27 protein-coding genes are annotated in these 25,218 nt (G+C 67.8%); all 27 read right to left on the reverse strand.

Annotated elements, in window-relative coordinates:
* Window positions 1-48: 48 nt before the first annotated feature.
* Window positions 49-447 (reverse strand): 30S ribosomal protein S8, encoded by a 399-nt coding sequence (gene rpsH / locus IT184_11140; GenBank protein MCC7009364.1) that lies wholly within the window; start codon window positions 445-447, stop codon window positions 49-51.
* 69 nt (window positions 448-516) lie between these two features.
* Window positions 517-705 (reverse strand): type Z 30S ribosomal protein S14, encoded by a 189-nt coding sequence (locus IT184_11145; GenBank protein MCC7009365.1) that lies wholly within the window; start codon window positions 703-705, stop codon window positions 517-519.
* 72 nt (window positions 706-777) lie between these two features.
* Complete coding sequence (gene rplE, locus IT184_11150) at window positions 778-1,320, reverse strand: 50S ribosomal protein L5 (protein MCC7009366.1); 543 nt, start codon at window positions 1,318-1,320, stop codon at window positions 778-780.
* A complete protein-coding gene (locus IT184_11155; protein MCC7009367.1) occupies window positions 1,317-1,649 on the reverse strand; it encodes a 50S ribosomal protein L24 in 333 nt (110 codons plus the stop codon). The genes rplE and IT184_11155 overlap by 4 nt, the downstream gene beginning before the upstream one ends.
* Before the next feature lie 2 nt (window positions 1,650-1,651).
* On the reverse strand, window positions 1,652-2,020 hold the full coding sequence (gene rplN, locus IT184_11160) for a 50S ribosomal protein L14 (protein MCC7009368.1): 369 nt from the start codon (window positions 2,018-2,020) through the stop codon (window positions 1,652-1,654).
* A 2-nt stretch (window positions 2,021-2,022) separates the two neighbouring features.
* Entirely contained in the window at window positions 2,023-2,274 is a 252-nt protein-coding gene (gene rpsQ, locus IT184_11165) for a 30S ribosomal protein S17 (GenBank protein MCC7009369.1), read from the reverse strand.
* Entirely contained in the window at window positions 2,274-2,483 is a 210-nt protein-coding gene (rpmC, locus tag IT184_11170; protein ID MCC7009370.1) for a 50S ribosomal protein L29, read from the reverse strand. Before rpmC ends, rpsQ begins: the two co-directional genes overlap by 1 nt.
* Window positions 2,480-2,905 (reverse strand): 50S ribosomal protein L16, encoded by a 426-nt coding sequence (rplP, locus tag IT184_11175; protein ID MCC7009371.1) that lies wholly within the window; start codon window positions 2,903-2,905, stop codon window positions 2,480-2,482. Before rplP ends, rpmC begins: the two co-directional genes overlap by 4 nt.
* Before the next feature lie 13 nt (window positions 2,906-2,918).
* The gene (gene rpsC, locus IT184_11180; protein MCC7009372.1) at window positions 2,919-3,599 is read right to left on the reverse strand and encodes a 30S ribosomal protein S3; all 681 of its coding nucleotides are present in this window, start codon (window positions 3,597-3,599) and stop codon (window positions 2,919-2,921) included.
* Window positions 3,600-3,639: 40 nt separating this feature from the next.
* Window positions 3,640-4,062: a 50S ribosomal protein L22 gene (gene rplV / locus IT184_11185; protein MCC7009373.1), complete on the reverse strand. Its 423-nt coding sequence runs from the start codon at window positions 4,060-4,062 to the stop codon at window positions 3,640-3,642.
* The gene (rpsS, locus tag IT184_11190; protein MCC7009374.1) at window positions 4,062-4,385 is read right to left on the reverse strand and encodes a 30S ribosomal protein S19; all 324 of its coding nucleotides are present in this window, start codon (window positions 4,383-4,385) and stop codon (window positions 4,062-4,064) included. The genes rplV and rpsS overlap by 1 nt, the downstream gene beginning before the upstream one ends.
* Window positions 4,386-4,414: 29 nt before the next feature.
* Window positions 4,415-5,239: a 50S ribosomal protein L2 gene (gene rplB, locus IT184_11195; protein MCC7009375.1), complete on the reverse strand. Its 825-nt coding sequence runs from the start codon at window positions 5,237-5,239 to the stop codon at window positions 4,415-4,417.
* A 2-nt stretch (window positions 5,240-5,241) separates the two neighbouring features.
* Complete coding sequence (locus IT184_11200; protein ID MCC7009376.1) at window positions 5,242-5,532, reverse strand: 50S ribosomal protein L23; 291 nt, start codon at window positions 5,530-5,532, stop codon at window positions 5,242-5,244.
* Window positions 5,529-6,149, reverse strand: coding sequence for a 50S ribosomal protein L4 (gene rplD, locus IT184_11205; protein MCC7009377.1), 621 nt, complete (start codon window positions 6,147-6,149; stop codon window positions 5,529-5,531). The genes IT184_11200 and rplD overlap by 4 nt, the downstream gene beginning before the upstream one ends.
* A gap of 10 nt (window positions 6,150-6,159) precedes the next feature.
* The gene (rplC, locus tag IT184_11210) at window positions 6,160-6,837 is read right to left on the reverse strand and encodes a 50S ribosomal protein L3 (GenBank protein ID MCC7009378.1); all 678 of its coding nucleotides are present in this window, start codon (window positions 6,835-6,837) and stop codon (window positions 6,160-6,162) included.
* A 61-nt stretch (window positions 6,838-6,898) separates the two neighbouring features.
* Window positions 6,899-7,234 (reverse strand): 30S ribosomal protein S10, encoded by a 336-nt coding sequence (gene rpsJ / locus IT184_11215; GenBank protein MCC7009379.1) that lies wholly within the window; start codon window positions 7,232-7,234, stop codon window positions 6,899-6,901.
* 3 nt (window positions 7,235-7,237) lie between these two features.
* Window positions 7,238-9,343 (reverse strand): elongation factor G, encoded by a 2,106-nt coding sequence (gene fusA / locus IT184_11220; protein ID MCC7009380.1) that lies wholly within the window; start codon window positions 9,341-9,343, stop codon window positions 7,238-7,240.
* Between the two features lie 52 nt (window positions 9,344-9,395).
* On the reverse strand, window positions 9,396-9,869 hold the full coding sequence (gene rpsG / locus IT184_11225) for a 30S ribosomal protein S7 (protein ID MCC7009381.1): 474 nt from the start codon (window positions 9,867-9,869) through the stop codon (window positions 9,396-9,398).
* A gap of 9 nt (window positions 9,870-9,878) precedes the next feature.
* Entirely contained in the window at window positions 9,879-10,253 is a 375-nt protein-coding gene (locus IT184_11230; protein ID MCC7009382.1) for a 30S ribosomal protein S12, read from the reverse strand.
* A 320-nt stretch (window positions 10,254-10,573) separates the two neighbouring features.
* Complete coding sequence (locus IT184_11235; GenBank protein ID MCC7009383.1) at window positions 10,574-11,809, reverse strand: hypothetical protein; 1,236 nt, start codon at window positions 11,807-11,809, stop codon at window positions 10,574-10,576.
* Between the two features lie 3 nt (window positions 11,810-11,812).
* Window positions 11,813-12,895 carry a hypothetical protein gene (locus IT184_11240; GenBank protein MCC7009384.1) on the reverse strand — a complete coding sequence of 361 codons (1,083 nt, stop codon included), beginning with the start codon at window positions 12,893-12,895 and terminating at the stop codon, window positions 11,813-11,815.
* Between the two features lie 21 nt (window positions 12,896-12,916).
* Window positions 12,917-14,029, reverse strand: a complete 1,113-nt coding sequence (locus IT184_11245) for a hypothetical protein (protein ID MCC7009385.1) — start codon at window positions 14,027-14,029, stop codon at window positions 12,917-12,919.
* Window positions 14,030-14,041: 12 nt separating this feature from the next.
* Window positions 14,042-15,187, reverse strand: coding sequence for a hypothetical protein (locus tag IT184_11250; protein ID MCC7009386.1), 1,146 nt, complete (start codon window positions 15,185-15,187; stop codon window positions 14,042-14,044).
* Between the two features lie 5 nt (window positions 15,188-15,192).
* Entirely contained in the window at window positions 15,193-16,263 is a 1,071-nt protein-coding gene (locus IT184_11255; protein ID MCC7009387.1) for a hypothetical protein, read from the reverse strand.
* A 99-nt stretch (window positions 16,264-16,362) separates the two neighbouring features.
* Entirely contained in the window at window positions 16,363-18,804 is a 2,442-nt protein-coding gene (locus tag IT184_11260) for a fused MFS/spermidine synthase (protein MCC7009388.1), read from the reverse strand.
* 337 nt (window positions 18,805-19,141) lie between these two features.
* On the reverse strand, window positions 19,142-23,359 hold the full coding sequence (gene rpoC, locus IT184_11265; GenBank protein ID MCC7009389.1) for a DNA-directed RNA polymerase subunit beta': 4,218 nt from the start codon (window positions 23,357-23,359) through the stop codon (window positions 19,142-19,144).
* 130 nt (window positions 23,360-23,489) lie between these two features.
* The coding region (gene rpoB / locus IT184_11270) for a DNA-directed RNA polymerase subunit beta (protein MCC7009390.1) at window positions 23,490-25,218 on the reverse strand (1,729 nt) is incomplete at its 5' end.

Raw genomic sequence — 25,218 nt, forward strand, 5'->3', positions numbered from 1 at the left:
TCAGGCCCAGGCGCCGGGCGCGCGGCCCGTCCGCCCCGGCCACGAGCCCTACCACACGTTGCAGAGCACCTCGCCGCCCACGCCGACGCGCTCGGCGTCGCGGCCCGTCATCACGCCGCGGGACGTCGTCAGGATGCTCGTCCCCAGGCCGCCCATCACCTTCGGCACCTCGTCACGTCCGAGGTACACCCGCCGGCCCGGCCGGCTCACGCGCTCGAGGCCCGAGATCACGTTCTCGCCGCGCGGCCCGTACTTGAGCGTGATCCGGAGCGACGGACGCACCGCGTCCTCGGCCTCCACCACCTTCACGGCCGCCACGTAGCCTTCCTGCTCGAGGATCCGGGCGATATCCGCCTTCAGGCGCGACGCCGGGATGTCGACGCGCGGATGCCGCGCGTGCACCGCGTTGCGGATTCTCGTGATCATGTCTGCGATCGGATCAGTCATTGGTACCTTCTCGATTGCGTGCCGACGACGCCTGCGCTCTTCCGGTCCGCGCCGGGCGAACCGGCTCTGCTACCAGCTGCTCTTGATGACGCCCGCGACCTCGCCCCTCAGCGCGAGCTCGCGGAAGCACAACCGGCACAGCGCGAACTTGCGCATGTAGGCGCGCGGCCGGCCGCACTTGCCGCACCGGTTCCGGTGCCGGATGCCGTACTTGGCCGACTTCTTCAGGTCCTTGACGCTCTTCGCAATCGTCGCCATCGTGTCTCAGTCCTCTCGTGCCGGCGGATCCTCCGGCGGGCCGCGGCCCTCCAGGCCGCGCCGACAATGCCGTCAGTTCTGCCGGAACGGCATGCCCATCAACTGGAGCAGCCGCCTCGCCTGTTCGTCGGTCGTCGCCGTCGTCACGACGGAGATGTTCATGCCGCGCGCCTTGTCCACCTTGAGATAGTCGATCTCGGGGAACATCAACTGGTCGCGCAGGCCCAGCGTGTAGTTGCCGCGGCCGTCGAACCCGCGCGCCGACACGCCCCGGAAGTCGCGCACGCGGGGCAGCGCGATCGCAATCAGCCGGTCCAGGAACTCGTACATCCGGTCGCCCCGCAGCGTGACCATCGCGCCGATCGGCATGTTCTTGCGGACCTTGAACTGGGCGACCGACTTGGTCGCGCGACGAATCGACGCGCGCTGGCCGGTGATCTTCGCCAGCTCGTCCGCTCCGGCGTCGACGATCTTCGCGTTCTGCGTCCCTTCGCCGAGCCCCATGTTGATCACGATCTTCGTGATCTTGGGCACGGCCATCACGTTGGCGAAGCCGAACTCCTTGCGGAGCGCCGGCTGCACCTCGTTCACGTAGCGCGATCTCAGGCGGGTCATTTGTCCACGACTCCGTTGCACTTCACGCAGTACCGCACGCGCCGGCCGTCCTCGAGCTGCCGCCGGCCCACGCGCGTCTTCGCCCCGCACTCCGGGCAGACGAGCTGCACGTTGGACGCGTGCAGGGCGGCTTCGCGCTCGACGATCCCGCCCTTGATGTTGCGCTGCGGGTTCGGCCGCGTGTGCCGCTTGATCATGTTCACGCCCTCGACCACGACGCGGCCCTTGTCCGCGATCACGCGCAGCACGCGGCCGCGCTTGCCGGCGTCCCGGCCCGTGATGACGACGACGTTGTCGTTCTTCTTCAGCGCTCCAGCCGGTCGCCCCATGCCTACAGCACCTCCGGCGCGAGCGAGATGATCTTCATGAACCGGCGCTCGCGCAGCTCGCGGGCCACCGGCCCGAACACGCGCGTCCCGATGGGCTCGCCATCGTTGTTGATCAGCACCGCGGCGTTCCGATCGAACCGGATGTACGAGCCGTCCTTCCGGCGCAGCTCCTTCCGGGTGCGGACGATCACCGCCTTGACTACCTGGCCCTTCTTCACGGTCGCATCCGGCGTCGCTTCCTTGACCGACGCCGTCACGATGTCGCCGATCCGCGCGTAGCGGCCGGTCGATCCGCCGATCGGGTTGATCACCGCGATCTTGCGCGCGCCGGAATTGTCCGCGACGTCGAGAATCGATCGCATCTGCACCATGGCTAAATCTCCTTCGCCCGCTCGACGATGCGCGTCACGACCCAGCGCTTGCGGCGCGAGAGCGGCCGGGAGGGCACGAGCGCCACGCGGTCACCCACCTTCGCCGTGCTCTCCTCGTCGTGGGCCATGAAGCGCGAGGTCAGCCGCTGCCGCTTGCCGTACGTGTCGTGCCGCACCTGCCGCTCGACCGTGACCACCACGCTCTTGGCCATCTTGTTGCTGACGACCGTGCCGACAATTTCCGCCTTTGCCATCACGCTTCTCCGACGCCCTTCTCCCGAAGGATCGTCCGGACCCGCGCCGATTCACGGCGCAGCGGCCGGATCTTGTGGCCGGCCTCCGACTGCCCCATCGCCTTCTGCAGCCGCAGCCGGAAGATCTTCTCGTCCAGATCGCGGGCCCGCTGGCGGAGGTCCTCCTCCGGCAGCCCGCGCAGCTCCGTCAACAGATCGGTCACCTTCATGACGCCTGCTCCTGCCCGAACCGCGTCGCAAACCGCGTCTTCATCGGCAGCTTGGCCTGCGCGAGCCGCATCGCGTCGCGGGCCTCGCCCACCGACACGCCTTCCATCTCGAACAGCACCCGGCCCGGCTTGACGACGGCCACCCACGCCTCGGGCGCGCCCTTGCCCTTGCCCATGCGCGTCTCCTGCGGCTTCTTGGTGATTGGCTTGTCCGGAAACACGCGGATCCAGATCTTGCCGCCGCGCTTGATTCCGCGCGCGAGCGCGACGCGCGCCGCCTCGATCTGCCGATCGGTCAGCCAGCACGGCTCGAGCGACACGAGCGCGTAGTCGCCGAACGACAGCGTGGACCCGCGCCAGGCCAGGCCGCGCATCCGGCCCCGCTGCTGCTTGCGGTACTTGACCTTCTTGGGCATCAACATCGCGATACCTCTCCTACCCTCTCGCCGCGCGCCTTGGCTGCCGGTACTCTTCCTCGCGCCCGGTCCTCGGCGACAGCCGCTCGCCCTTGTAGAGCCACACCTTGACGCCGATCGCGCCGTAGGTGGTGTAGGCCTCCGCGAAGCCGTAGTCGATGTCCGCCCGGAGCGTCTGGAGCGGCAACTGCCCGTGCAGATACCACTCGGACCGCGCGATCTCGGCGCCGTTCAGCCGCCCAGACACGCGCACCTTGATGCCGCGCGCGCCGAACCGGAGCGCCGACTCGACCGCCTTCCGCATCGCACGGCGGAACGCGACGCGCTTCTCGAGTTGCATCGCCACGGACTCGGCGATGAGCTGCGCATCGAGCTCGGGCTTCTGGATCTCGAGGATGTTGATGAACACCTCGCGGCCGGTCGTCTTGTGCAGCTCCTGCCGGAGCTTGTCCACCTCGGTGCCCTTGCGTCCGATGATGATGCCGGGCCGCGACGTGTGGATGTCGACCTTGAGCTTGTTGGCCGCCCGCTCGATGTCGATGCGCGCGACGCCCGCGTGCGCGAAGCGCGACTTCAGCTCGCCGCGCAGCTTCAGGTCTTCGTGCAGCAGCTTCGCGTAGTCCTTGTCCGCGTACCACCGCGACCGCCACGTCTTGTTGAACCCCAGCCGGAAGCCGTAGGGATGAACCTTCTGCCCCATACTTCACCAGTCCTCAGTCGCCCGTGTCGTCCGCCGACCCTCAGGCGTTCGTGTGATCCGACGTGCCGCCGGCCTTCGCCCGGCTCCCGCGCGCGCCGCGCACCGGGCTCGCCGCCCGCGCCGGCCGCTCCGCCACCTCGACGGTCAGGTGCGTCATCCGCTTGACGATCCGGAACGCACGGCCCATGGGCGCCGGCCGCGTCCGCTTCATGCTCGGCCCCTGACCCGCCCAGCAACGCGCCACGTAGAGCCGGTCGACGTCGCCGCCGAACCCGTCCTTCTGCTGCACGTTCGCGATCGCGGATCGCAGCGTCTTCTCGATGTCGCGCGCCACGAGCTTGCGCGAGAAGCGCAGCGTCGCGAGCGCCTTGCCGACGTCCGCGCCGCGGATGAGCGCCAGCACGAGCCCGGCCTTCTGCGCCGAGCTCCGGATGTACCGCGACGTCGCCTGCGCCGCGGCCATCACGCGCCTCCCCTTCCGCCGGCGGGAGACGCGCCCGCCGCCGCGACCTGCGCGGCCTTCTCGGCCTTCGTCGTGTGGCCCTTGAAGAAGCGCGTCGGCGCGAACTCGCCCAGCCGGTGACCCACCATGTTCTCGGTGATGTAGACCGGGATGAACTTCTTGCCGTTGTGCACGGCGATCGTGTGGCCCACCATTTCTGGCGTGACGGTCGACCGCCGCGACCAGGTCTTGATGACCTTGCGGTCGCTCTCGCGGTTCATCGCCTCGACCTTCTCGAGCAGGTGAAGATCGATGAACGGCCCTTTCTTGAGTGATCTGCCCATAACGCTCTCGCTCTCGTCCCTGTCGCCGTCTACTTCTTCCGACGCGCCACGATGAAGCGGTCGCTGCGCTTGTTGCGCCGCGTCTTGTAGCCCTTGGTCGGCACGCCCCACGGCGTGACCGGATGCCGGCCGCCCGAGGTCTTGCCTTCGCCGCCGCCCAGCGGATGGTCGACCGGGTTCATCGCGACGCCGCGCACGTGCGGCCGCCGGCCGAGCCAGCGGCTCCGGCCGGCCTTGCCGATCGAGACGTTCTCGTGATCCAGGTTGCCCACCTGGCCCACCGTCGCCAGGCACTCGACGCTGATGAGCCGGATCTCGCCCGACGGCATCTTCACGGAGGCGTAGTCGCCTTCCTTGGCGACCAACTGCACGGCCGCGCCCGCCGACCTCGCGATCTGACCGCCCTTGCCCTGCTTGAGCTCGACGTTGTGAATCATCGTCCCAAGCGGGATCGCCCTCAGCGGCAGGCAGTTGCCCGGCAGGATGTCGACGGTCTCACCGGACATCACCGGATCGCCGACCTTCAAGCCAAGCGGGTGCAGGATGTAGCGCTTCTCACCGTCCGCGTACGTGATGAGCGCGATGCGCGAGGACCGGTTCGGGTCGTACTCGATCGTCGAGACCTTCCCCGGGATGTTGAACTTGTCGCGCTTGAAGTCGATCACGCGATAGTTCCGCTTGTGTCCGCCGCCGCGCCACCAGGCCGTCAGCTCGCCGCGGTTGTTGCGGCCGCCCGATCGGTGGAGCTTCTCGACGAGCGGCTTGTGCGGCTCGCTCGCCGTGATGTCGTCGAAGGTCTGCACGGTCTGGAACCGGCGACCGGCGGAGGTCGGTCGATACGTGCGAATCGGCATGATCAGGCCCCCTCCAGGAACTCCGGCAGCTTCTCGCCCGGCTTGAAGCGGACCCAGGCCTTCTTCCAGTCGGGCCGCTGGCCGACGAACCGCCCCTGACGCTTGAACTTTCCGTGCGCGATCCCGGTCCGAACCGACGCGACCTTCGCGCCGAACAGCTTCTCGACCGCGCGCTTCACGTCGATCTTCGTGGCGTCGCGCGCCACCTCGAACACCGCGACGGCGGCCGTCTCGCGGGCGATCGTCGTCTTCTCGGTGACGAGCGGCCGGCGGATGACGTCGGTGAGCTTCATGCGAGCACCTCCTGCAGCCGCTCGAGCGCCGCGCGCGTCGCGATGATCCGGCGCGCGCCCACGACGTCGCGCGCCGTGAGACGGCCGCTCGCCACGAGCGTGATGCCGGCGATGTTGCGCGCCGACCGGTTGAACTTGTCGTCGAGCTTCACGTCCACGACGAGCGTGCGCCCGCTCGCGCCGAGCCGGCGCAGCAGCTCGGCTGCGGCCTTGGTCTTGATCTCGGCGGCCTCGAGCGCGTCGACGACCGTGACGGCGCCTTCCTGCAACCGCGACGCCAGCGCCGCGCGCAGCGCCCCCCGCTCGACCTTCCGCGGGATCGCATACGCGTAGCTGCGCGGCTGCGGGCCGAACACCGTGCCCCCGTGCCGCCAGAGCGGCGTCCGCGTCGACCCGACCTGCGCGCGGCCCGTGCCCTTCTGACGATAGGGCTTCTTGCCGCTCCCGCTGACGAGCGCGCGGTTCTTCGTCATGTGGGTGCCGCGCCGCTCGGACGCGTTCTGGTGCACCACCGACTCCCAGATGAGGTCGGTCTTGACGAGCCCCGCGAACACCGCGTCGTTCAGGTCGAGCGAGTCGATCTTCTGGTTCTGCGAGTTCACGACATCGAGTTTCATGACGCAGTCCCTACTTCTTGCCCTTCTTCTTGACGACCTGCACCTGCGGCTCCGGCTTCGCCGCGACCGCCCGCCGCACCACCACCACGCCGCCGGGCGCGCCCGGCACGGCGCCGCGCAGCACGAGCAGATGGCGCTCGACGTCCACGCCGACGACCTTCAGGTTGCGCGTCGTCACGCGCCCGCCGCCCATCCGGCCGGCCGCGCGCATGCCCTTCACGACGCGCGACGGAAACGACGATGCGCCGATCGACCCGGGCGCCCGGTGGAACATCGAGCCGTGCGTCGCCGCGCCACCGGCGAAGTGATGCCGCTTCATGACCCCCTGGAACCCCTTGCCGCGGCTGGCGGCGACGACGTCCACGCGGTCGCCGGCGTTGAACATGTTCACGAGCACCTGATCGCCGGGCTTGGGCGCCTCAGCGCCCTTGACCACCTTCATCTCCCGCCGCAGAGCGGTCGGCGGCACGTTCGCGCGCTTGTGATGTCCGACCGTCGCCTTGTTCGCCTTCGCCGGCCGCTCGTCCACGAGGCCGAGTTGCACGGCCTCGTAGCCGTCCGTCTGCGCCGTCTTGGCCTGCACGACGACGCACGGCCCGGCCTTGATGACGGTCGCCGGCACGACGGTCCCGTCCGTCTCGAAGACCTGGGTCATCCCCACCTTGCGACCGATGATTCCGCTGACCATCACTCACCCCTCACAAACGCCGGGGCGGCACCGCGTGCACGCCCCGGGCGCTTCGTCGCGCTTACTTGTGTTCCTTGCCGAACGCCTTGATTTCGACGTCGACGCCGGCCGGCAGATCCAGCTTCATCAGCGCGTCCACCGTCTGCGACGTCGGCTCGAAGATGTCGATCAGCCGCTTGTGCGTCCGGATCTCGAACTGCTCGCGCGACTTCTTGTCCACGTGCGGCGACCGCAGCACCGTCCACTTGTTCAACTCGGTCGGCAGGGGCACCGGCCCAGCCAGACGCGCGCCCGTGCGCTTGGCCGTGTCGACGATCTCGGTCGTCGACTGGTCGAGCAGCCGGTAGTCGTACGCCTTCAGGCGGATGCGGATCTTCTCACTGAACGCTGTGGCCATGGGCTATTTCCCCTGCACCTTCGCAATGACTTCTTCACTGACCGACCCCGGCGCCTGTTCGTAGCGGTCGAAGTGCATCGAATAGGCGCCCCGTCCCTGCGTCCGGGACCGGAGGTCGGTCGCATAGCCGAACATCTCGGACAGCGGCACGCGCGCGTTGATGACCTGCGAACCGCCGCGCGCCTCCATCGACTGCAGATGGCCGCGCCGGCTGGTGATGTCGCCGATCACGTCGCCCATGTACTCCTCGGGGACGACGACCTCCACCCGCATCACCGGCTCGAGCAGCACGGGATGGGCCTTCTTCGCCGCGTCCTTGAAGGCCATCGACCCGGCGATCTTGAACGCCATCTCGCTCGAGTCGACGTCGTGGAACGAGCCGTCGTACAGCTCGATCTTCACGTCGTCCATCGGGTACCCGGCGAGCACGCCCGTTGTCATCGCCTCGCGGATCCCCATGTCGATCGGCTTGATGAACTCCCTGGGGATCGAGCCGCCGACGATCTGGTTGTCGAACTCGTAGCCCTCGCCGGGCTTGCGCGGCAACAGCCGGATCTTCGCGTGGCCGTACTGGCCCCGGCCGCCCGTCTGCTTGACGTACCGGCCCTCGCCCTCGGCGCCGCGGGTGATCGTCTCCTTGTAGGCGACCTGCGGCTTGCCGACCGTCGCCTCGACGCCGAACTCGCGCTTCAGCCGGTCGACGATGATCTCGAGGTGCAGCTCGCCCATCCCGCGGATCACGACCTGCCCCGTCTCGACGTCGGTGTTGACGCGGAACGTCGGGTCCTCGGCCATCAGCTTGGCGAGGCCGAGACCGAGCTTCTCTTGATCGGCCTTGGTCTTCGGCTCGATCGCGAGCGAGATGACCGGCTCCGGGAAGTCCATCGCCTCGAGGATGACCGGCGTCTTCTCGTCGCAGACGGTGTCGCCCGTCGAGACGGACTTGAGGCCGACCGCCGCGGCGATGTCGCCCGCGTAGACCTCCTTGATCTCTTCCCGCTTGTTCGCGTGCATCTTCAGCAGCCGCCCGATCCGCTCGGACTTCTGCTTCGTCGCGTTGTAGACCGCCATGCCGGAGGTCATGACGCCCGAGTACACGCGAATGAAGGTCAACTGCCCGACGAACGGGTCGGTCATGATCTTGAACGCCAGCGCGGAGAACGGCGCCTCGTCCTTCGCCGCGCGCTCGACGGTCGCGCCCTCGGCGCCGTTCGGATCGATCCCGGACACTGCCGGGATGTCCACCGGCGACGGCAGGAAGTCGACGACCGCGTCGAGCAGCGGCTGGACGCCCTTGTTCTTGAACGCCGACCCGCAGATGACCGGCACGAACGCCGCGTCTTCCGAGCGGACGGAGTCGACCGTGCGCTTGCGCAGCGCCGCCTTGATCTCGTCCTCGGTGACGTCCTGCCCGTGGAGGTACTTCTCGAGGATCCGATCGTCCACCTCGCTGACCTTCTCGATCAACTGCTCGCGGAACTCCTTCGCCTGGTCGACCATGTCGGCCGGGATCTCGCCGACGACGTAGGCGGCGCCCATGGCCTCGTCCTTCCACCGGATCGCCTTCATCTGGATGAGATCGACGACGCCGACGAACTTGTCCTCGGTGCCGATGGGCAGGTGAATCGCGACCGGGTTGCCCTGGAGCTTCGTCTTGATTTGCTCGAACGTGCGCAGGAAGTTGGCGCCGATCCGGTCCATCTTGTTGACGAAGCAGATCCGCGGCACGCGGTACTTGTCGGCCTGGCGCCAGACCGTCTCGGACTGCGGTTCGACGCCGGCGACCGAGTCGAACACCGCGACGGCGCCGTCCAGCACGCGCAGCGACCGCTCGACCTCGGCGGTGAAATCCACGTGGCCGGGCGTGTCGATGATGTTGATCCGGTGATCGCGCCACGTGCAGGTCGTCGCGGCCGACGTGATCGTGATCCCGCGCTCCTGCTCCTGCGCCATCCAGTCCATGACGGCGGTCCCTTCGTGCACCTCACCGATCTTGTAGGTGATGCCGGTGTAGAAGAGGATGCGCTCCGTGGTCGTCGTCTTGCCGGCATCGATGTGGGCCATGATGCCGATGTTCCGACAACGATTCAGGGGTACTTGGCGAGCCATTGCAGCGTGTCCGATTCCTGGGCGCCGGCGTCAGGCCGTGGCGCCGCGTCCGTTACCAGCGATAGTGGGCGAACGCCTTGTTCGCCTCGGCCATGCGATGGGTGTCTTCCCGCTTCTTCACGGCCCCACCGCGGAGATTCGCCGCGTCGAGGAACTCGTTCGCGAGCTTCTCCTGCATCGTCTTGCCGTCGCCGCGCTCGCGCGCGTACGACGCCACCCAGCGAATCGCCAGCGACAGACGACGATTCGGGTTGACCTCGACCGGCACCTGATAGTTCGAGCCGCCGACGCGGCGCGACTTCACCTCGAGGCTCGGGCGCACGTTGTCGATGGCTTTCTTGAACACCTTGAGCGGATCGTCGGCCGACTTCTCCTTCACGATCTCGAGGGCCTGGTACATGATGCGTTCGGCCGTCGAACGCTTGCCGCCGCGCATGATCGTGCTGATGAACTTCGTCACGAGCGGGCTGCTGTAGATCGGGTCCGCCGGGACCTCGCGCTTCGGAATCTCTCGTCGTCGTGGCATGACCGGTTCCTACTTCTTCGGGCGCTTGGCGCCGTATTTCGACCGCCCCTGCATGCGACCCGCCACGCCCACCGCGTCGAGCGTGCCGCGCACGACGTGGTAGCGCACGCCCGGCAAATCCTTCACGCGGCCGCCCCGAATCAGGACCAGAGAGTGCTCCTGGAGGTTGTGGCCGACGCCGGGAATGTAGGTCGTCACCTCGATGCCGTTCGTCAGCCTCACACGCGCGACCTTGCGCAGCGCCGAGTTCGGCTTCTTCGGCGTCTGCGTGAAGACGCGCACGCAGACGCCGCGCTTCTGCGGACTGCTCTGCAGCGCCGGGCTCTTCGTCTTGCTCAGCACCTTCTCGCGCCCTTGGCGGACCAGTTGGCTAATCGTCGGCACTAGACACTCCACCCCGAAATGGGCCACCCACGCGCCGCCCGCGGCGCGCTTCCTTCGTCCCCGGCCTAAGAGGCACCCCTCGGCGCCCGGGACTCTCCCCTATTGCTGCGAGTCAGCATGGCAGCGAGCCGTGCGACACCATCGGCGTCGCGTCGCTGCGCGGAAACAACCAGGAAGCTGAAGCGCTTCGACTGGAGCGAGCCTAGATAGGGTGTCCCAGGCTCGAAAATAACCTTGCGAGATTAGCACGGTGGTTCCGGCGCGTCAAGGAACCGGCGGCCGAGTCTTTGCTCCCGGCCGCCTGACTCGCCCCGCCGCAATCAGCGCGACCGCTCGTTGAGGCTGAAATACGAGGTGATCCGCCCGGCGGTCGCGTCGCGCACGAACGCCTTGATGGGGTCGAGCGCGCTCGCGCGCCCATCGGGGCCGAGCATCTCCCCGGCATAACCGAACCTCGCCGACACCGATCGGATGAACGTGCTCGACTCGTCGAGCGGCAGCGACGCGACGTTGTGCGCGAAATCGTCGAACAGGCCGTCCTGGAAGAGGTACTGCTCGACGTTGGAGACGTAGAAGGCCGACACCGTCGCGCCACGCTGGCGGAGGTACCGCCCGACGCCGCGCAGCGCCTTCGGCCCGGCGAAGTTGCCGACGACCGGCACGACCAGGTTCCGCTCCTGAAGGCCCCTGAGGAACCGGTAGTTCGCCTCGGAGGCGAGGTAGCTGCGCGGGCGCCCCTCCCAATCGGTCACGACCATCAGATCCTGATAGGTCGGGAAGTTGCCCGGCCCGCCGCGTCCGCGCCAGCCGAACGACGGCCCGGTGGAGTACCGCAGGCCGGGACCGTCCCAGAAGAACGCGAAGTAGATCGACTCGAGCTGATCGAGGTCCGTCGCCGACAGCGGCAAGCCGTGCTTCCTGAGCAGCACGTCGCGGATCCGCCGCGCGTTCTGGCGATAGAGGTCCTCGCTCGTCGCCACCGGCGCGAACGCGGCGAACAGCGCGTCGACGCTGGCCGACGCGGCGATACCCGGCGGCCGGGGCTTCGAGAAGAGCAGCGCCAGGAAGTCCGCGCGATCGGCGGACAGCTCGATGATGGCCTTGTACATCAGGTGCTCGAGCAGGTTGCCCCGCCGGATGTCCACGATGAAGGCCATGCGCGGCTCAGTCGCCACGATGTAGGTGAAGTTCTGATCCGGAGCCACGCCCAGATAGACGCCGCCGCGCGGCACCAGCCGCTGGAGCGCCGGGATGACGTACTGATACGTGTGCTCGTTGGAGACGAGGTTCTCGGAGCGGAAGAAGCCGTTCGGCTCCGACAGCTCCGTCGACAACGTCCAGAACTGTTGATCGGTGAGCCGCGCCGGGAGGCGCGAGCGGGCCTCGGCGCGCGTCGCCTGCTGGACGGCCGGCGCATCCGCGCGCGCGATCCGCGTCCGGTCACCGACGCCGGACCGGTGTGCCCCGGCAGTGCCGGCCAGGCCGGCGAGCGCGGCGACGAGGACCGCGATCGGCCGCCACCACCTGACCACGAGCCGACGCGGTTCCCTCGGCATCGACTACCGCACGGCGCCGCGGCTCGTCACGTCGGAATACACCGTGATGCGGCCGGCCTCGACCTGCTGCAGCAGATCCCGAATCGGGTCCATGACGTTGCGCTGCAGCGCCGACCGGATGATCACGCTGCGCTCGTCGATGGGCAGCGCCCCCAGGTTCGCATAGAACAGCTCGGCGACGGCGTTGCGGAACAGGTACTGCTCCACGTTCGAGGTGTAGAACGCCGAGACCACCGCACCGCGGGCCGAGAGATAGGCCCCGATGGCCCGCAACGCCTTGGGGCCGGCGAAGTCGCCCACGACGGGGACGAGCAGATTCCGCGTCTGGAACGCCCGGAGCCACTGGTAGTTCGTCTCGGTCGCGAGGTACGAATGGCGCTCGCCGTTGAGATCGGTCGACGTCAGCATGTCGGCGTACTCGGGCATGTTGCGCATCGCGAACCCGCCCATCGAGTACGTCAACGACGGGCCGTGCTCGAAGAACATCCGGTAAATGGTCGTGAGACCGCCGACGTCGGCCTCCGACAGGTCGAAGCCGTGCGTCTCGATCAGGTGCGCCAGGATCTGCTGCAGGTTCGCCGCGTACAGCTCCTCGCTCGGCACCGCCGGACGGTAGGCGTCCACCAACGCAACCACGGGCGTGCGGTCGTCGAGCCCGTCCGGCCGTGCTCTCGAGAACAGCCGCGACAGGGACTCCGCGCGGCTGGCCGACAGCTCGATGATGGCCTTGTACATCAGGTGCTCGAGCAGGTTGCCGCGGCGGATGTCGACGATGAACGCGAGGCGCGGCTCGAGCGCAACGATGTAGGTGAAGTTCTGATCCGGCGCGACGCCGAGGTACACCCCCTGCCGTGGCATCGCGCGCAACGCAGGCACGACGTGCTGCAGCGCACGCTCGTTGCCGACGAGGTTCTCCGACTGGAAATAGCCACCCGGCTCCGAGAGCTCGTCGACGAGCGCCCAGTACTCCTTGTCGCTGAGCGACTCGGGCAGGGCCTTGTTCTGGACGGCGCCCGACGCCGGCAGCCACACCACCGAGGCCGCCAGCACCACCGCGACGGCCAGCCCGCGGCGACGACGATCCATGCGCACGGCGCGAATCATCGCCTAACGTCCATGACCGTGCGCGAGCACGTCCCGATACGACCGGACGCGGCCGGCGCTCAGGTCCGCGATCAGCCCCGGCATCGAGTCCAAGAGCGAGACGGCGCGCGATCCGCCGAACGAGGAGCAACTGTCGAAGCACGATCGGATGAACGTGCTGTGCGGCGCAAGCGGCATCGCCGCCACGTTGTTCATGAACGTCGTCCACGTGCCGTCCTGGAACAGATAGCGCTCGACGTTCGACGTGTAGAAGACGCTCACCACCCCTCCGTGACCGGCGACGTAGGCGCCAATCGCCCGCAACGCTTTCGGACCGCCGAAGTTCCCGACGATCGGCACGATCGCGTTCCTCTGCTGGAGGTCCCTGAGCCGCTGGAACCGTTGCTCGTCGGCGAGATAGCCGCGCTGCTGGCCCGCCGCATCCGTCGCCACCTGGATCTCAGCGAACGTCGGATACCAGTTTCCGGACCGGCTGCTGACGAACCGGAGCTCCGGGCCAGCGGCAACGAACTGCTCGTAGACATGTCGAATCTCCGGCAGATCGTCCGCGTCGAGTGCAAACCCGTGGCCCTGCGTCAGGTTCTGCGCCACGGCCGCCATCGTTGCCTCGACGTACTCGCGGTCGGGGCGCGCCTCGCCATAGGCACGCATCAACGACTCTACCGTGGAGCCGGGCCCCACGCCCGCCGGCACGCGCCTGCCGAACAGCCGCGACAGGAACTCCGCGCGCGACGCGGACTGCTCGATGAGCGACTTGTAGAGCAGGTGGAGATGCAGGTTGCCACGCCGCACGTCCGTGATGAACGCCAGCGCCGGCCTGACCGCGATGATGTACGAGAAGTTCTGCTCGGGACCGACGCCGAGGTAGACGCCGCCGGGAGGAATCGTCTGGACGAGCTCGGGGATGACGGTCTGAAAGGTGTCCTCGTTCGACAGGAGGTTGTCGGAGTCGAAGTAGCCGTTGGGCTCGGAGAAGTCGGCGACCAGCCGCCAGAACTCCGAATCCGCCAGACGATCGGGGAGCGTGGAGGGCGCTGCACGGGTGCCGAGCGACACCGACATCGACGCCGCACACAGCGCCAGCACGACACCGAGCAGCCACCGGCGTCTCGTCATTGCCCGGCGCCCTCAGCGTGACGGCACGGCACATCCATGCGTCTCGGCCTGGATCCCCGCGAGCGACGACGTGAACATCGCGCCGCCGCGGCCACCGCCACCACGCACCGTCCGGACGAACGTGCTCGACGCCGTCGTCGGCATTGCCGCGACGTTGGCGCAGAACGCCGTCCACTTCCCGTCCTGCCGGAGGTACTGCTCCACGTTGGACAGGTAGAACGCGTCCACCGTGGCGCCGTGCTGGCGCGCGTACTGCCCCACGGAGCGCAACGCTTTGGACCCGGCGAAATCGCCCACGACCGGCACGATGAGGTTGCGCATCTGGAGATCCTTCACGAAGGCGAAGTTCGCCTCGGTCGCGAGGTAGCTGCGCTGCTCACCGGCGCCGTCGTCCATGGCCATGAGATCGGCGTAGGTGGGCGTGCCCATTCCTCGTCCGCCGAATCCGCGCGGCCCCTGGCCCGTCAGGCGGTAATTCAGATCCGGACCGTCCGCGAAGAAGGCGGTCCGATAGACGTACTCGATGCCGGCGCGATCCTCGGCCGTCAAGGGCAGCCGCCGGCCCGTGGCGAGCCGTTCGAGCACATCGTTCAGCGTCCGGCGATACCGCGTTTCGCTGGCCGGCACGCCCTCGATCGCCGCGAACAGCGCTTCGACGCTCGCTCCTCGCGGCAGCGACGGCCGCTCACGCGAGAACAGCCGCGCCAGGAAGTCCGCGCGGTCGGCCGACAGCTCCATGAGCGCCTTGTACAGCAGATGCTCCTGCAGGTTGCCGCGGCGGATGTCCACGATGAACGCCATCCGGGGCCGCACGGCCGCGATGTACGTGAAGTTCTGCTCCGGGCCGACGCCGACGTAGAAGCCGCCCGGCTTCACCCGGCGAAGCAGGTCGGGAATGACCGTCTGGAAGCGGCCCTCGTTCGACACGAAGTTGTCGGAGTGGAACGTCCCGCCTGGCTCGGAGAACGACGAGGACAAGGTCCAGAACTGCTGATCGGTCAGGTGCTCCGGCAGCTCCGCCGCCGTTGCAGCGATGCCAGCTCGGCCCAACATGGCCGGCCGCGCGGCCACCGCCCCGCCGATGGCGCAGAGCAGGATCGCGGCGAACCACAGGCGGCGAAGGCGCCGGCGATCGTCAGACAGCCGGCGGCGCCCCACGACCATCAGTCCTGCGAACCGCCACATACGCGCGTTTCGGCCGCCATCGATCCCAGCCGGTTGGTCAACCCGCCGCCCCAGCCGAATCCGCCGCCGCCCGACCGGATGAACGTGCTCGACTCGTCGAGCGGCATCGTCGCCACGTTCGCGCAGAAGGTGCTCCAGATGCCGTCCTGGTTCAAGTACTGCTCGACGTTGGACAGGTAGAACGCCCCCACGACGGCGCCGTGTTCGCGAACGTACGCGCCGACGGCTCGCAGCGCTTTCGGCCCGCCGAAATTGCCGACGATCGGCACGACCAGGTTCCGCGCTTCGAGCGCGCGAAGGAAGGCGAAGGCTTCCTCGGACGCCAGATAGCTCGTCGCGGCGCCGGCATTGTCGGTCACGGTCATCAGCGCCGCGTACGTCGACATGCTGCTGCGGTTGCCGCCGCCGCTCGACGAGTTGTAGGTGATCGAGGGGCCGAACCAGTAGAAGTTGCGATAGACGTACTCGATGCCGTCGAGATCCTCGGCCGAGAGCGGGAACCGGTGCGGCGACTTCGTGAGATGGTTCCTGATGGCCTCGAGGTTCTCGCGATAGACCTCCTCGCCCGAGGTGGCCACTTCGGCGAACCGGCGCACGATCTCGGACACCGGCGCATCGTCGGCGAGCCCGTCGGGCCGCGGCTTCGTGAAGAGACGCGCGTAGAAGTCCGCGCGCGTCGTCGACATCTCGACGAGCGCCTTGTACATCAACTGGGTGTGGAGGTTGCCCCTCCGCACGTCGGTGATGAACGCCATCTTCGGCTTCAGCGCGACGATGTAGTTGAAGTTCTGCTCGGGGCCGACGCCGAGGTAGACCGCGCCAGGCTTCACCCGCTGCAGAAGATCTGGGAGCACCGCCGGGTAGTAGATCTCGTTCGACAGCAGGTTGTCGGACCGGAAGTAGCCGTTCGGCTCCGACATCTGCTGCGAGAGCGTCCACAACTCCTGATCGGTGAGCCGCTCAGGGAGCGTGTCGGGCGCCGCACGCACCCGGACGGCCGCTGGTGCCAGCACGACGAGCATGCACGCCGCAATGGCTGCGCCACGCACGCGGGTTGGAATCATAGGGAGTCTCGCGCTTCAGTCTACACCGGAGCCTCGAGCCGTGCGCGGCGCGCCGACGAGCAACGCGGTGGCGACCGGGCGCACCTACCGGCCGAGCGTGCGACCGATCGTCCGCTGGATGCCGTCGCGAACCGCCTGGATCGACGCGGGCGATCCCTCGAACAGGTGCTCAGGATACTTGGCGTACTGGAGCATGTCGGCGTAGATCGGACCGCTCTGATAGAGGTTCAGCCCCATCCCGGCGAGATACTGCAGCTTCAGGTTCCGGTCGCGATTGATCGCCGCGTCCTTGAGCCACGGCGCCAGGTCGCTGGCCGTGCCGGCGTAGTTCGAGAGCAGGTCCACGGCCGAGAAGATGCCGATCTCCGCCAGCGACTGCTTCACCTGCGCGAACTTCGGATCGTCGAGCCTGGCCTGCAGCTCGTCGACGTTGATCTTCGTCGGCTCGACCTGGCCCATCAGCACGAGGTCGTAGCCCTGCCCGTTGTTCGTGTTCCCCCAGACGACGCCGTTGGGAAACGCCTCGAGGAAAGTGCCGATCTCGCTCTTCACCGCCGCGGGATTGCTCTCGTAGAGCTGCACGAACAGCGTCACGACGCCGCCGGGATTCAGATGCCGCTTCACGATCTCGAAGAACTCCCGCGTGTAGAGCGTCGCCGCCCCCTTCACCCACGGGTCGAGCGGGTCCGACGTGATCGCGTCGAACATCTGGTCGGTCGTCAGCAGGAAGTGGCGGGCATCGTCGATGTGGACCGTGACCTTGGGGTTGTCCACGACGTTGTAATTGTGCTCGCCGAAGTACTTCGAGACGGACGCCGGCACCAGCGGCTCGATCTCGGCGATCGTCATGTGCTCGACGAGCGGGCCGATCGACACCGCGCCGGCCGTGACGCCGGCGCCGCAGCCGATGACGAGGGCGTTCTTCGGCGCCTTCGGAATCAGGTGCGTGAAGTGGCCGAGCATCCGCTGCAGCCGCATGTCCTGAGGCTCGCTCGAGGCCTGCACCTTGCCGGCGTTGTGGTAGTTGCGGACGCCGGTCGACGTCTGGGACACGGCGACGAACGCATTCATCCCTTCGCCGACGTAGATGATGTCGGTGAGCCCGACCCAGGTCGCGGCGTAGCGGCCGTACGCGACGAGGATGCCGGGCACGTCCGGCATCGAACGCACGACGAGGCCGGCGGCACCGGTGGCGGCGACGAGCAGCACGGTCATCACCCATCGCTGCGTCCTCGACCCGACCTGCTCGGTAATCACGGGGGCGAGCAGCATCAGCCCGGACAGGGCCGAGACGATAATCAGGATCTGCTGGGCTTCGGGCGTGCCGAAGTAGACGACCATCACCAGCCCCGACACGAGCGATCCGACGATGGCCCCCACGGTATTGGCCGCGTACACGCCGCCGACGAGCCTGCCGGCATCCTGCCCAGGCGCGGCGACCGCAGCGAGCGCAAGCGGAAAGCTGGCGCCCCAGAGGATCGCGCCAGGCAGCACGACCCAGAGGCATCTCACCATGTCGAGCTGGAAGTTGAACCACGGGTCCGACGCAATCGACGGATTGATGGGCCAATACGGCAGCGAGCGCATCAGCATGTATGCCGCCCAGCCCATGGCGCCGCAGAGCAGGAGCTGGCACCAGCCGAGCGCCGCGCGCGGCCGTGCCGTGCTGCGCGCGATCGCCGACCCCAGGCTGCTGCCGATGCCGAGGCCGAACAGGAACACGCCGAGAATCAGCGAGAAGGCATAGACCGTCGCCCCGAACAGCAGCGACAGCAAGCGCGTCCACAGGACCTCGGACGCGAGCGCCGTCATGCCCGACAGCGCAATCGCCAGATAGACGACGCCCGAGCCTTCGGCCCGGACCACGCCGCCGGCCGGTTCCGGCTCGGGCTCGTGCGAGGTCACGCGCGTGATGGCGAGCGCCGCCACCGCCACCGCCACGTTGAGCGCCGCGGCGACGAACGTCGTGACGGCGCTGTCGTACACGCGCAGCAGATAGAAGCCGGCGCCGAGGCTGCCGAGCACGGCGCCCGCGATGTTGCCTCCGTAGAAGAACCCGAGCCAGGACACGCCTTCGGGCGTCGTTCGGACCCAGCGGGCGATGGCCGGCAGCGTCGCGCCCATCATCAGCGTCGGCGGCAGCAGGCACAACGCGGCGACGATCGCGCGCACGGCCACGTGGCCGCCACCGATCGCCGCGTAGATGCCGTTGACGAGCGGCATGCCGAACAGCAGGAGCAATCCCATCGCGCCGATGCCGAGCTCGAGGTAGGCATAGACGCGAAGAGGATGGTGCCGCGGATCGATGTACCGAGGCAGGACGAAGCTGCCGAGGCACATGCCGCCCATGAACGTCCCGAGCAGCACGCCCAGCGAGATCGCCGAGGACCCGATGACCAGCTGCAGGAGCTGGAACCAGACGATCTCGTAGATCAGGGCCGCGCACCCGCTGCCCACGAACAGCAGGAGAATCGCCGGGAAGTAGGGGTTGGCCGTGCTCAGGGGTGAGGCCGATCGGTCGTTCATAAGCTGGGGGATCCTATCTCAAAGCGACAGCGGCACGGGCCTTACTACGACAGGACGGGCGCTGGCGTTCACCGGGACCGGCGAACGGGCCGGCACCGCGTCTAGTCTACACAGCGAAGATGACCGGATCGACGGCACGCGCGCGACCGCGCCGCGTCCTGAACACACGAACCAACGTTCGCCGCCGGTCGCAAGCGGCTCTGCTGTCCGCGCCAAACACAACGGGCGCGCCGGTGTCCCGGCGCGCCCGTCGCTGACGCTCACTCGCGCGATCCGCCGATCCTCACTCGCCAGCGCAACCGGCCATCCTCGAATGGCCGATCGGTCCGGCGCGCCGTCACTCCATGTCGTCCTTCATGTTGAAGTCGATGTCGGCGTAGTCGTCCATCTCGCGCTGCGCTTCGAGCTCCTCGGGCGACGGCGGCGGTGGCGGTGGCGGCTCGTCCCGCGGGATGCCGATGTGCCGGTACCACTCGAATCCGGTTCCGGCCGGAATCAGGCGGCCCATCGTGACGTTCTCCTTCAGCCCGCGCAGGTAGTCCACCTTGCCCGAGATCGACGCCTCGGTCAGCACGCGCGTGGTCTCCTGGAACGACGCCGCGGAGATGAACGAGTCGGTCGACAACGACGCCTTCGTGATGCCGAGCAGCATCGGCCGTCCCTTGGCCGGCATGCCGCCCTGCGCGAGGACGCGCTCGTTCTCCTCCTGGAAGCGGAACTTGTCCACCTGCTCCTCAATGAGGAACTCGGTGTCGCCCACTTCCTCGACCCGCACCCATCGCATCATCTGGCGGACGATGACCTCGATGTGCTTGTCGTTGATGCTGACGCCCTGCAGCCGGTACACCTCCTGGATCTCGTTGACCAGGTAGGCCTGCAGCTCGCGCTCGCCGAGCACGGCGAGGATGTCGTGCGGGTTGCGCGGGCCGTCCATGAGCGGCTCGCCGGCATGGACCCGGTCGCCCTCCTGCACGTTGACGTGCACGCCGCGCGGCAGCGAGTACTCGCGCGGCTCGCTGCCATCGTCGGGCACCACCAGGATCTTGCGGAGCCCCTTGACGATGCCGCCGTGGCGGACCGTGCCGTCGATCTCCGAGATGATCGCCGTCTCGCGCGGCTTGCGCGCTTCGAACAGCTCCACGACGCGCGGCAGACCGCCGGTGATGTCCTTCGTTTTCGTCGTCTCTCGGGGGATCTTGGCGAGGACGTCGCCCGGGTAGAGGGCCTCGCCGTTGGCCACCATGAGGTGCGCGTTCGACGGCATGTGGTACTTGTGCAGCACCGTGCCGTCCGGCCCGACCACCTCGATCGCCGGCTGCTTCTTCTCGTCCGGCGAGTCCACGATGATCAGCCGCGAGAGACCGGTCACCTCGTCGACGTCCTCGTGCACCGTGACCTTGTCGATGATGTCCTTGAACCTGGCCGTGCCGCCGCCCTCGGTGAGGATCGAGAACGTGTACGGGTCCCACTCGACGAGGATCTGGCCCTTCTCGACGTGCTGGCCGTCGCGCACCTTGAGGTGCGCGCCGTAGACGACCGAGTAGCGCTCGCGGACCACGCCCTTGTCGTCCACGATGTTGATCGAGCCGCTGCGGTTCATCACGATCAGCGGCCGCACCGCCTCGGCGCCGCCGCGGCCGGCCTCGGCCCTCCCCTCGACCGCGAGGATGCCGTCGAACCGGACGGTTCCGGTGTGCCGGGTCTCGAGGGTCGACTGGTCGGCGACGCGCGACGCCGTGCCGCCGATGTGGAAGGTGCGCATCGTCAACTGCGTGCCGGGCTCGCCGATGGACTGCGCGGCGATGACGCCCACTGCCAGCCCGAGCTCGACGAGTTGCCCGGTCGCCAGATCACGGCCATAGCACTTCGCGCACACGCCGCGGCGCGACGCGCAGTTGAGCACCGAGCGCACCTTCACGCGCTCGATGCCCGCGTCCTCGACGCGGTCGGCGAGCGTCTCGTCGATCTCGCCGCCGGCCGGGACGATCACCTCGCCAGACGAGGGATCGACGATCGCGTCGAGCGCGACGCGGCCGATGATGCGGTCGCTCAGCCGCTCGATGATCTCGCCGCCCGAATCGATGATGGCGCGCGCCTCGAGCCCGTCCATCGTGCCGCAGTCCATCTCCGAGATGATGACGTCCTGCGCCACGTCCACCAGGCGGCGCGTCAGGTATCCCGAGTCGGCGGTCTTCAGCGCCGTGTCGGCCAGCCCCTTCCGCGCGCCGTGCGTCGAGATGAAGTACTGCAGCACCGTGAGCCCTTCACGGAAGTTCGACGTGATCGGCGTCTCGATGATCTCGCCCGACGGCTTGGCCATCAGGCCGCGCATGCCGGCCAACTGCCGGATCTGCTGCTTGCTGCCCCGGGCGCCGGAGTCCGCCATGACGTAGACGGGATTGAAGCTCCGCCCCGACTTGTCGAGCGATTCCATCTCGCCGAACATCTCGTCGGCGATGCGCTCGGTGACCTCCGACCAGATGGCGATGACCTTGTTCTTGCGCTCGCCGTTCGTGATCGCGCCTTCCTGGTACTGGCCCTCGACCTTGATGACCTCGTCGCGCGCCGCCTCGACGAAGTCGACCTTCTTCGCCGGGATGATCAGGTCGTTGATGCCGATCGACAGGCCCGATCGCGTCGCATAGGTGAAGCCCAGGTTCTTGAGGCTGTCGAGCATCTCGACCGTCTTCTCGAGCCCGTGCTTCAGGTAGCAGTACCGGACCGCCTGCTGCAGCCCCTTCTTCTTCAGGAGACCGTTGATGAACGGCATCTCCTTCGGCAGCGCGTTGTTGAAGATCACGCGGCCCACCGTCGTGTGGATCGTGCGGCCGTCGACCCTCTGGGCCGTCGCCTCGAGCAGATCCTGCGAGTCGCGCGCCGCCGTCAGGTCGATCAGGTCGCCCGTGTAGCGCAGCCGGATCGCCGACAGCGTCTCGACCTCGCCCGCCTCCAGCGCCAGCATGACGTCGTCGTACGAGCCGAACGCCCGGCCCTCGCCTTTCGCGCCGCTCTTCGACTTCGTCAGGTAGTAGCACCCGAGCACGATGTCCTGCGACGGGATCGCGATCGGCTGTCCCGACGCCGGCGACAGCACGTTGTTGGACGCCATCATCAGCACCGAGGCTTCGATCTGCGCCTCGGGGGACAGCGGGATGTGCACCGCCATCTGGTCGCCGTCGAAGTCCGCGTTGAACGCCGTGCAGACGAGCGGGTGGATCCGAATCGCCTTGCCCTCGACCAGCACGGGCTCGAACGCCTGGATGCCCAGCCGGTGGAGCGTCGGCGCGCGGTTGAGCAGCACCGGATGCTCGCGGATGACTTCCTCGAGGATGTCCCACACCTCCGAGCGCTGCTGCTCGACCATCTCCTTGGCCTGCTTGATGGTCGAGACGAGGCCGCGCTCCTCGAGCTTGTTGTAGATGAACGGCTTGAACAGCTCGAGCGCCATCTTCTTCGGCAGGCCGCACTGATGGAGCTTCAGCTCCGGCCCGACGACGATGACCGACCGGCCGGAGTAGTCGACGCGCTTGCCGAGCAGGTTCTGCCGGAAGCGGCCCTGCTTGCCCTTGAGCGTGTCGGACAGCGACTTCAGGGGCCGGTTGTTCGCCCCGCGCAGCACGCGGCCGCGGCGGCCGTTGTCGAACAGCGCGTCGACCGCCTCCTGGAGCATGCGCTTCTCGTTGCGGATGATGACGTCCGGCGCCTTGAGCTCCATGAGCTTCTTCAGCCGGTTGTTCCGGTTGATGACGCGCCGGTACAGATCGTTGAGATCCGACGTGGCGAACCGGCCGCCGTCGAGCGGGACGAGCGGCCGCAGCTCCGGCGGGATCACCGGAATCACGTCGAGGATCATCCACTCCGGCTTGTTGGTGGACCGCCGGAACGCATCGACGACCTTCAGCCGCTTGGCGTACTTGAGCTTCTTCTGCGCCGACGACTCGTTGCGCATCTTCTCGCGCAGCTCTTCGGCCAGACGCTCCACGTTGACGCGCCGGAGCATCTCCTTGATCGCTTCGGCGCCCATCTGCGCCTTGAACTTGAAGCCCCAGCGCTCGCGCTCCTGCCGGAACTGCTCCTCGTTCAGCAGTTGCTTGTCCTTCAAGTCCGTGTCGCCCGGATCGACGACGACGTACGCCTCGAAGTACAGGATGCGCTCGAGGTCGCGCAGTGACAGGTCGAGCAGGTGCCCGATACGGCTCGGCAGCCCCTTGAAGAACCAGACGTGGCTCACCGGCGTGGCGAGCTGGATGTGCCCGAGCCGCTCGCGCCGCACCTTCGCCTGCGTCACCTCGACGCCGCACTTGTCGCAGATGACGCCCCGGTGCTTCATCCGCTTGTACTTGCCGCAGAGGCACTCCCAGTCGGTCACCGGCCCGAAGATCTTCGCGCAGAACAGCCCGTCGCGCTCCGGCTTGAAGGTCCGGTAGTTGATCGTCTCGGGCTTGGTGACCTCGCCGTGCGACCACTGGAGAATGCGCTCCGGCGATGCGAGGCTGATGCGAATCGCATCGAAATCCGAGGTCAACTGGCCCTTGTCGTGGAGATTAGGTCTCATGGATCTCCCTGTTGCTCAAACGTCCCATTACCGTGGCCGGCAGAGGCGCGTCGGCCGGTGTCGCGCCGTGACGCGCGATCACCTTTTCCCTCTTTCCTTTGCCCTCTGCCCTTTGCCCTTTGCCCTTGTCTCAGGCTCCGACCGGCGCTTCCGGCGCCGGTTCGCCTTCGGCCGGGGCCGCTTCCAGGGCGGGCCGCGCCCGCGTCTTCAACAGCTCGACGTCGAGGCAGAGCGCCTGCAGCTCGCGGATGAGCACGTTGAACGACTCCGGCAGCCCGGGCTGGAACGACGCGTCGCCCTTGACGATCGCCTCGTAGATCTTCGCGCGCCCGGTCACGTCGTCGGACTTCGCGGTGAGCAGCTCCTGGAGGATGTGCGCCGCCCCGTAGGCCTCGAGCGCCCAGACCTCCATTTCGCCGAACCGCTGGCCGCCGAACTGCGCCTTGCCGCCCAGCGGCTGCTGGGTGATGAGCGAGTACGGGCCGATCGACCGCGCGTGGATCTTGTCGTCGACCAAGTGCGACAGCTTGAGCATGTAGATGTAGCCGACCGTGACGCTCTGCTCGAACGCCTCGCCGGTCATGCCGTCGAACAGCCGCGTCTTGCCGGCGGTCGGCAGCCCGGCCTGCTCGAGCCACTTCTTGATCTCGCCCTCGGTCGCGCCGTCGAAGACCGGCGTGGCGAAGTAGAGGCCGAGCGCGTGCGCGGCCCACCCGAGGTGCGTCTCGAGGATCTGGCCGACGTTCATGCGCGACGGCACGCCCAGCGGGTTCAGCACGATCTCCACCGGCGTCCCGTCCGGCAGGTACGGCATGTCCTCCTCGGGAAGGATCCGCGCGATGACGCCCTTGTTGCCGTGCCGGCCGGCCATCTTGTCGCCGACCGAGAGCTTGCGCTTCATGGCGACGTAGACCTTGACGAGCTTGATCACGCCGGGCGGCAGCTCGTCGCCGCGCCGAATCTTCTCCTTCTTCTCCTCGAACTCGCGCTGAATCACGTCGACGCGCTGCGCCGTCCGATCCTCCATCGTGCGCAGCTCGTCCTCGAAGCCGAGGTCGTCGGTCTCGACCCGCGCCCGGACGAGCGCCGAGAACGGCACGTCGGCCATGGCCTCGGACGTGAGCGTCGTGCCCTTGCGGAGGATCCGGTCGCGGCCGTCGGCGTCGAAGAGATCCGTCCGCAGGCTGCGGCCGTTCAGCAACTGCACCAGGCGCTTCTTCGTCTCCTCGTGCAGGATGCGGATCTCGTCCTGGAGGTTCTTCTCCATCAGGTCGAGCTCGTCCTGCTCGATCTGCTTCGCGCGGTCGTCCTTCTCGATCCCCTTGCGGGAGAAGATCCGGACGCCCACGACGATGCCCTCGATGCCGGGCGGGCAGGTGAGCGACGCGTCCTTCACGTCGCCGGCCTTCTCGCCGAAGATCGCGCGGAGCAGCTTCTCCTCGGGCGTGAGCTGCGTCTCGCCCTTCGGCGTGACCTTGCCGACCAGGATGTCGCCCGGCTTGACGCTCGCACCGATGCGGATGATCCCGCTCTCGTCGAGATCGCGCAGGTAGGTCTCCGACACGTTCGGAATGTCCCGCGTGATGTCCTCGGGCCCGAGCTTCGTGTCGCGCGCCTCGATCTCGAACTCCTCGATGTGGATAGACGTGTAGTAGTCGTCACGCACGAGCCGCTCGGAGACGAGGATGGCGTCCTCGAAGTTGTAGCCGCGCCACGGCATGAACGCCACGATCACGTTCCGGCCGAGCGCCAGCTCGCCCAGCTCCGTGCACGGGCCGTCGGCGAGCACCTGGCCCTTCGACACCCGCTGGCCCACCTTGACGATCGGCCGCTGGTTGATGCACGTGTTCTGGTTCGAG

The organism is Acidobacteriota bacterium (assembly GCA_020853395.1).
Lineage (GTDB): Bacteria > Acidobacteriota > Vicinamibacteria > Vicinamibacterales > SCN-69-37 > JADYYY01.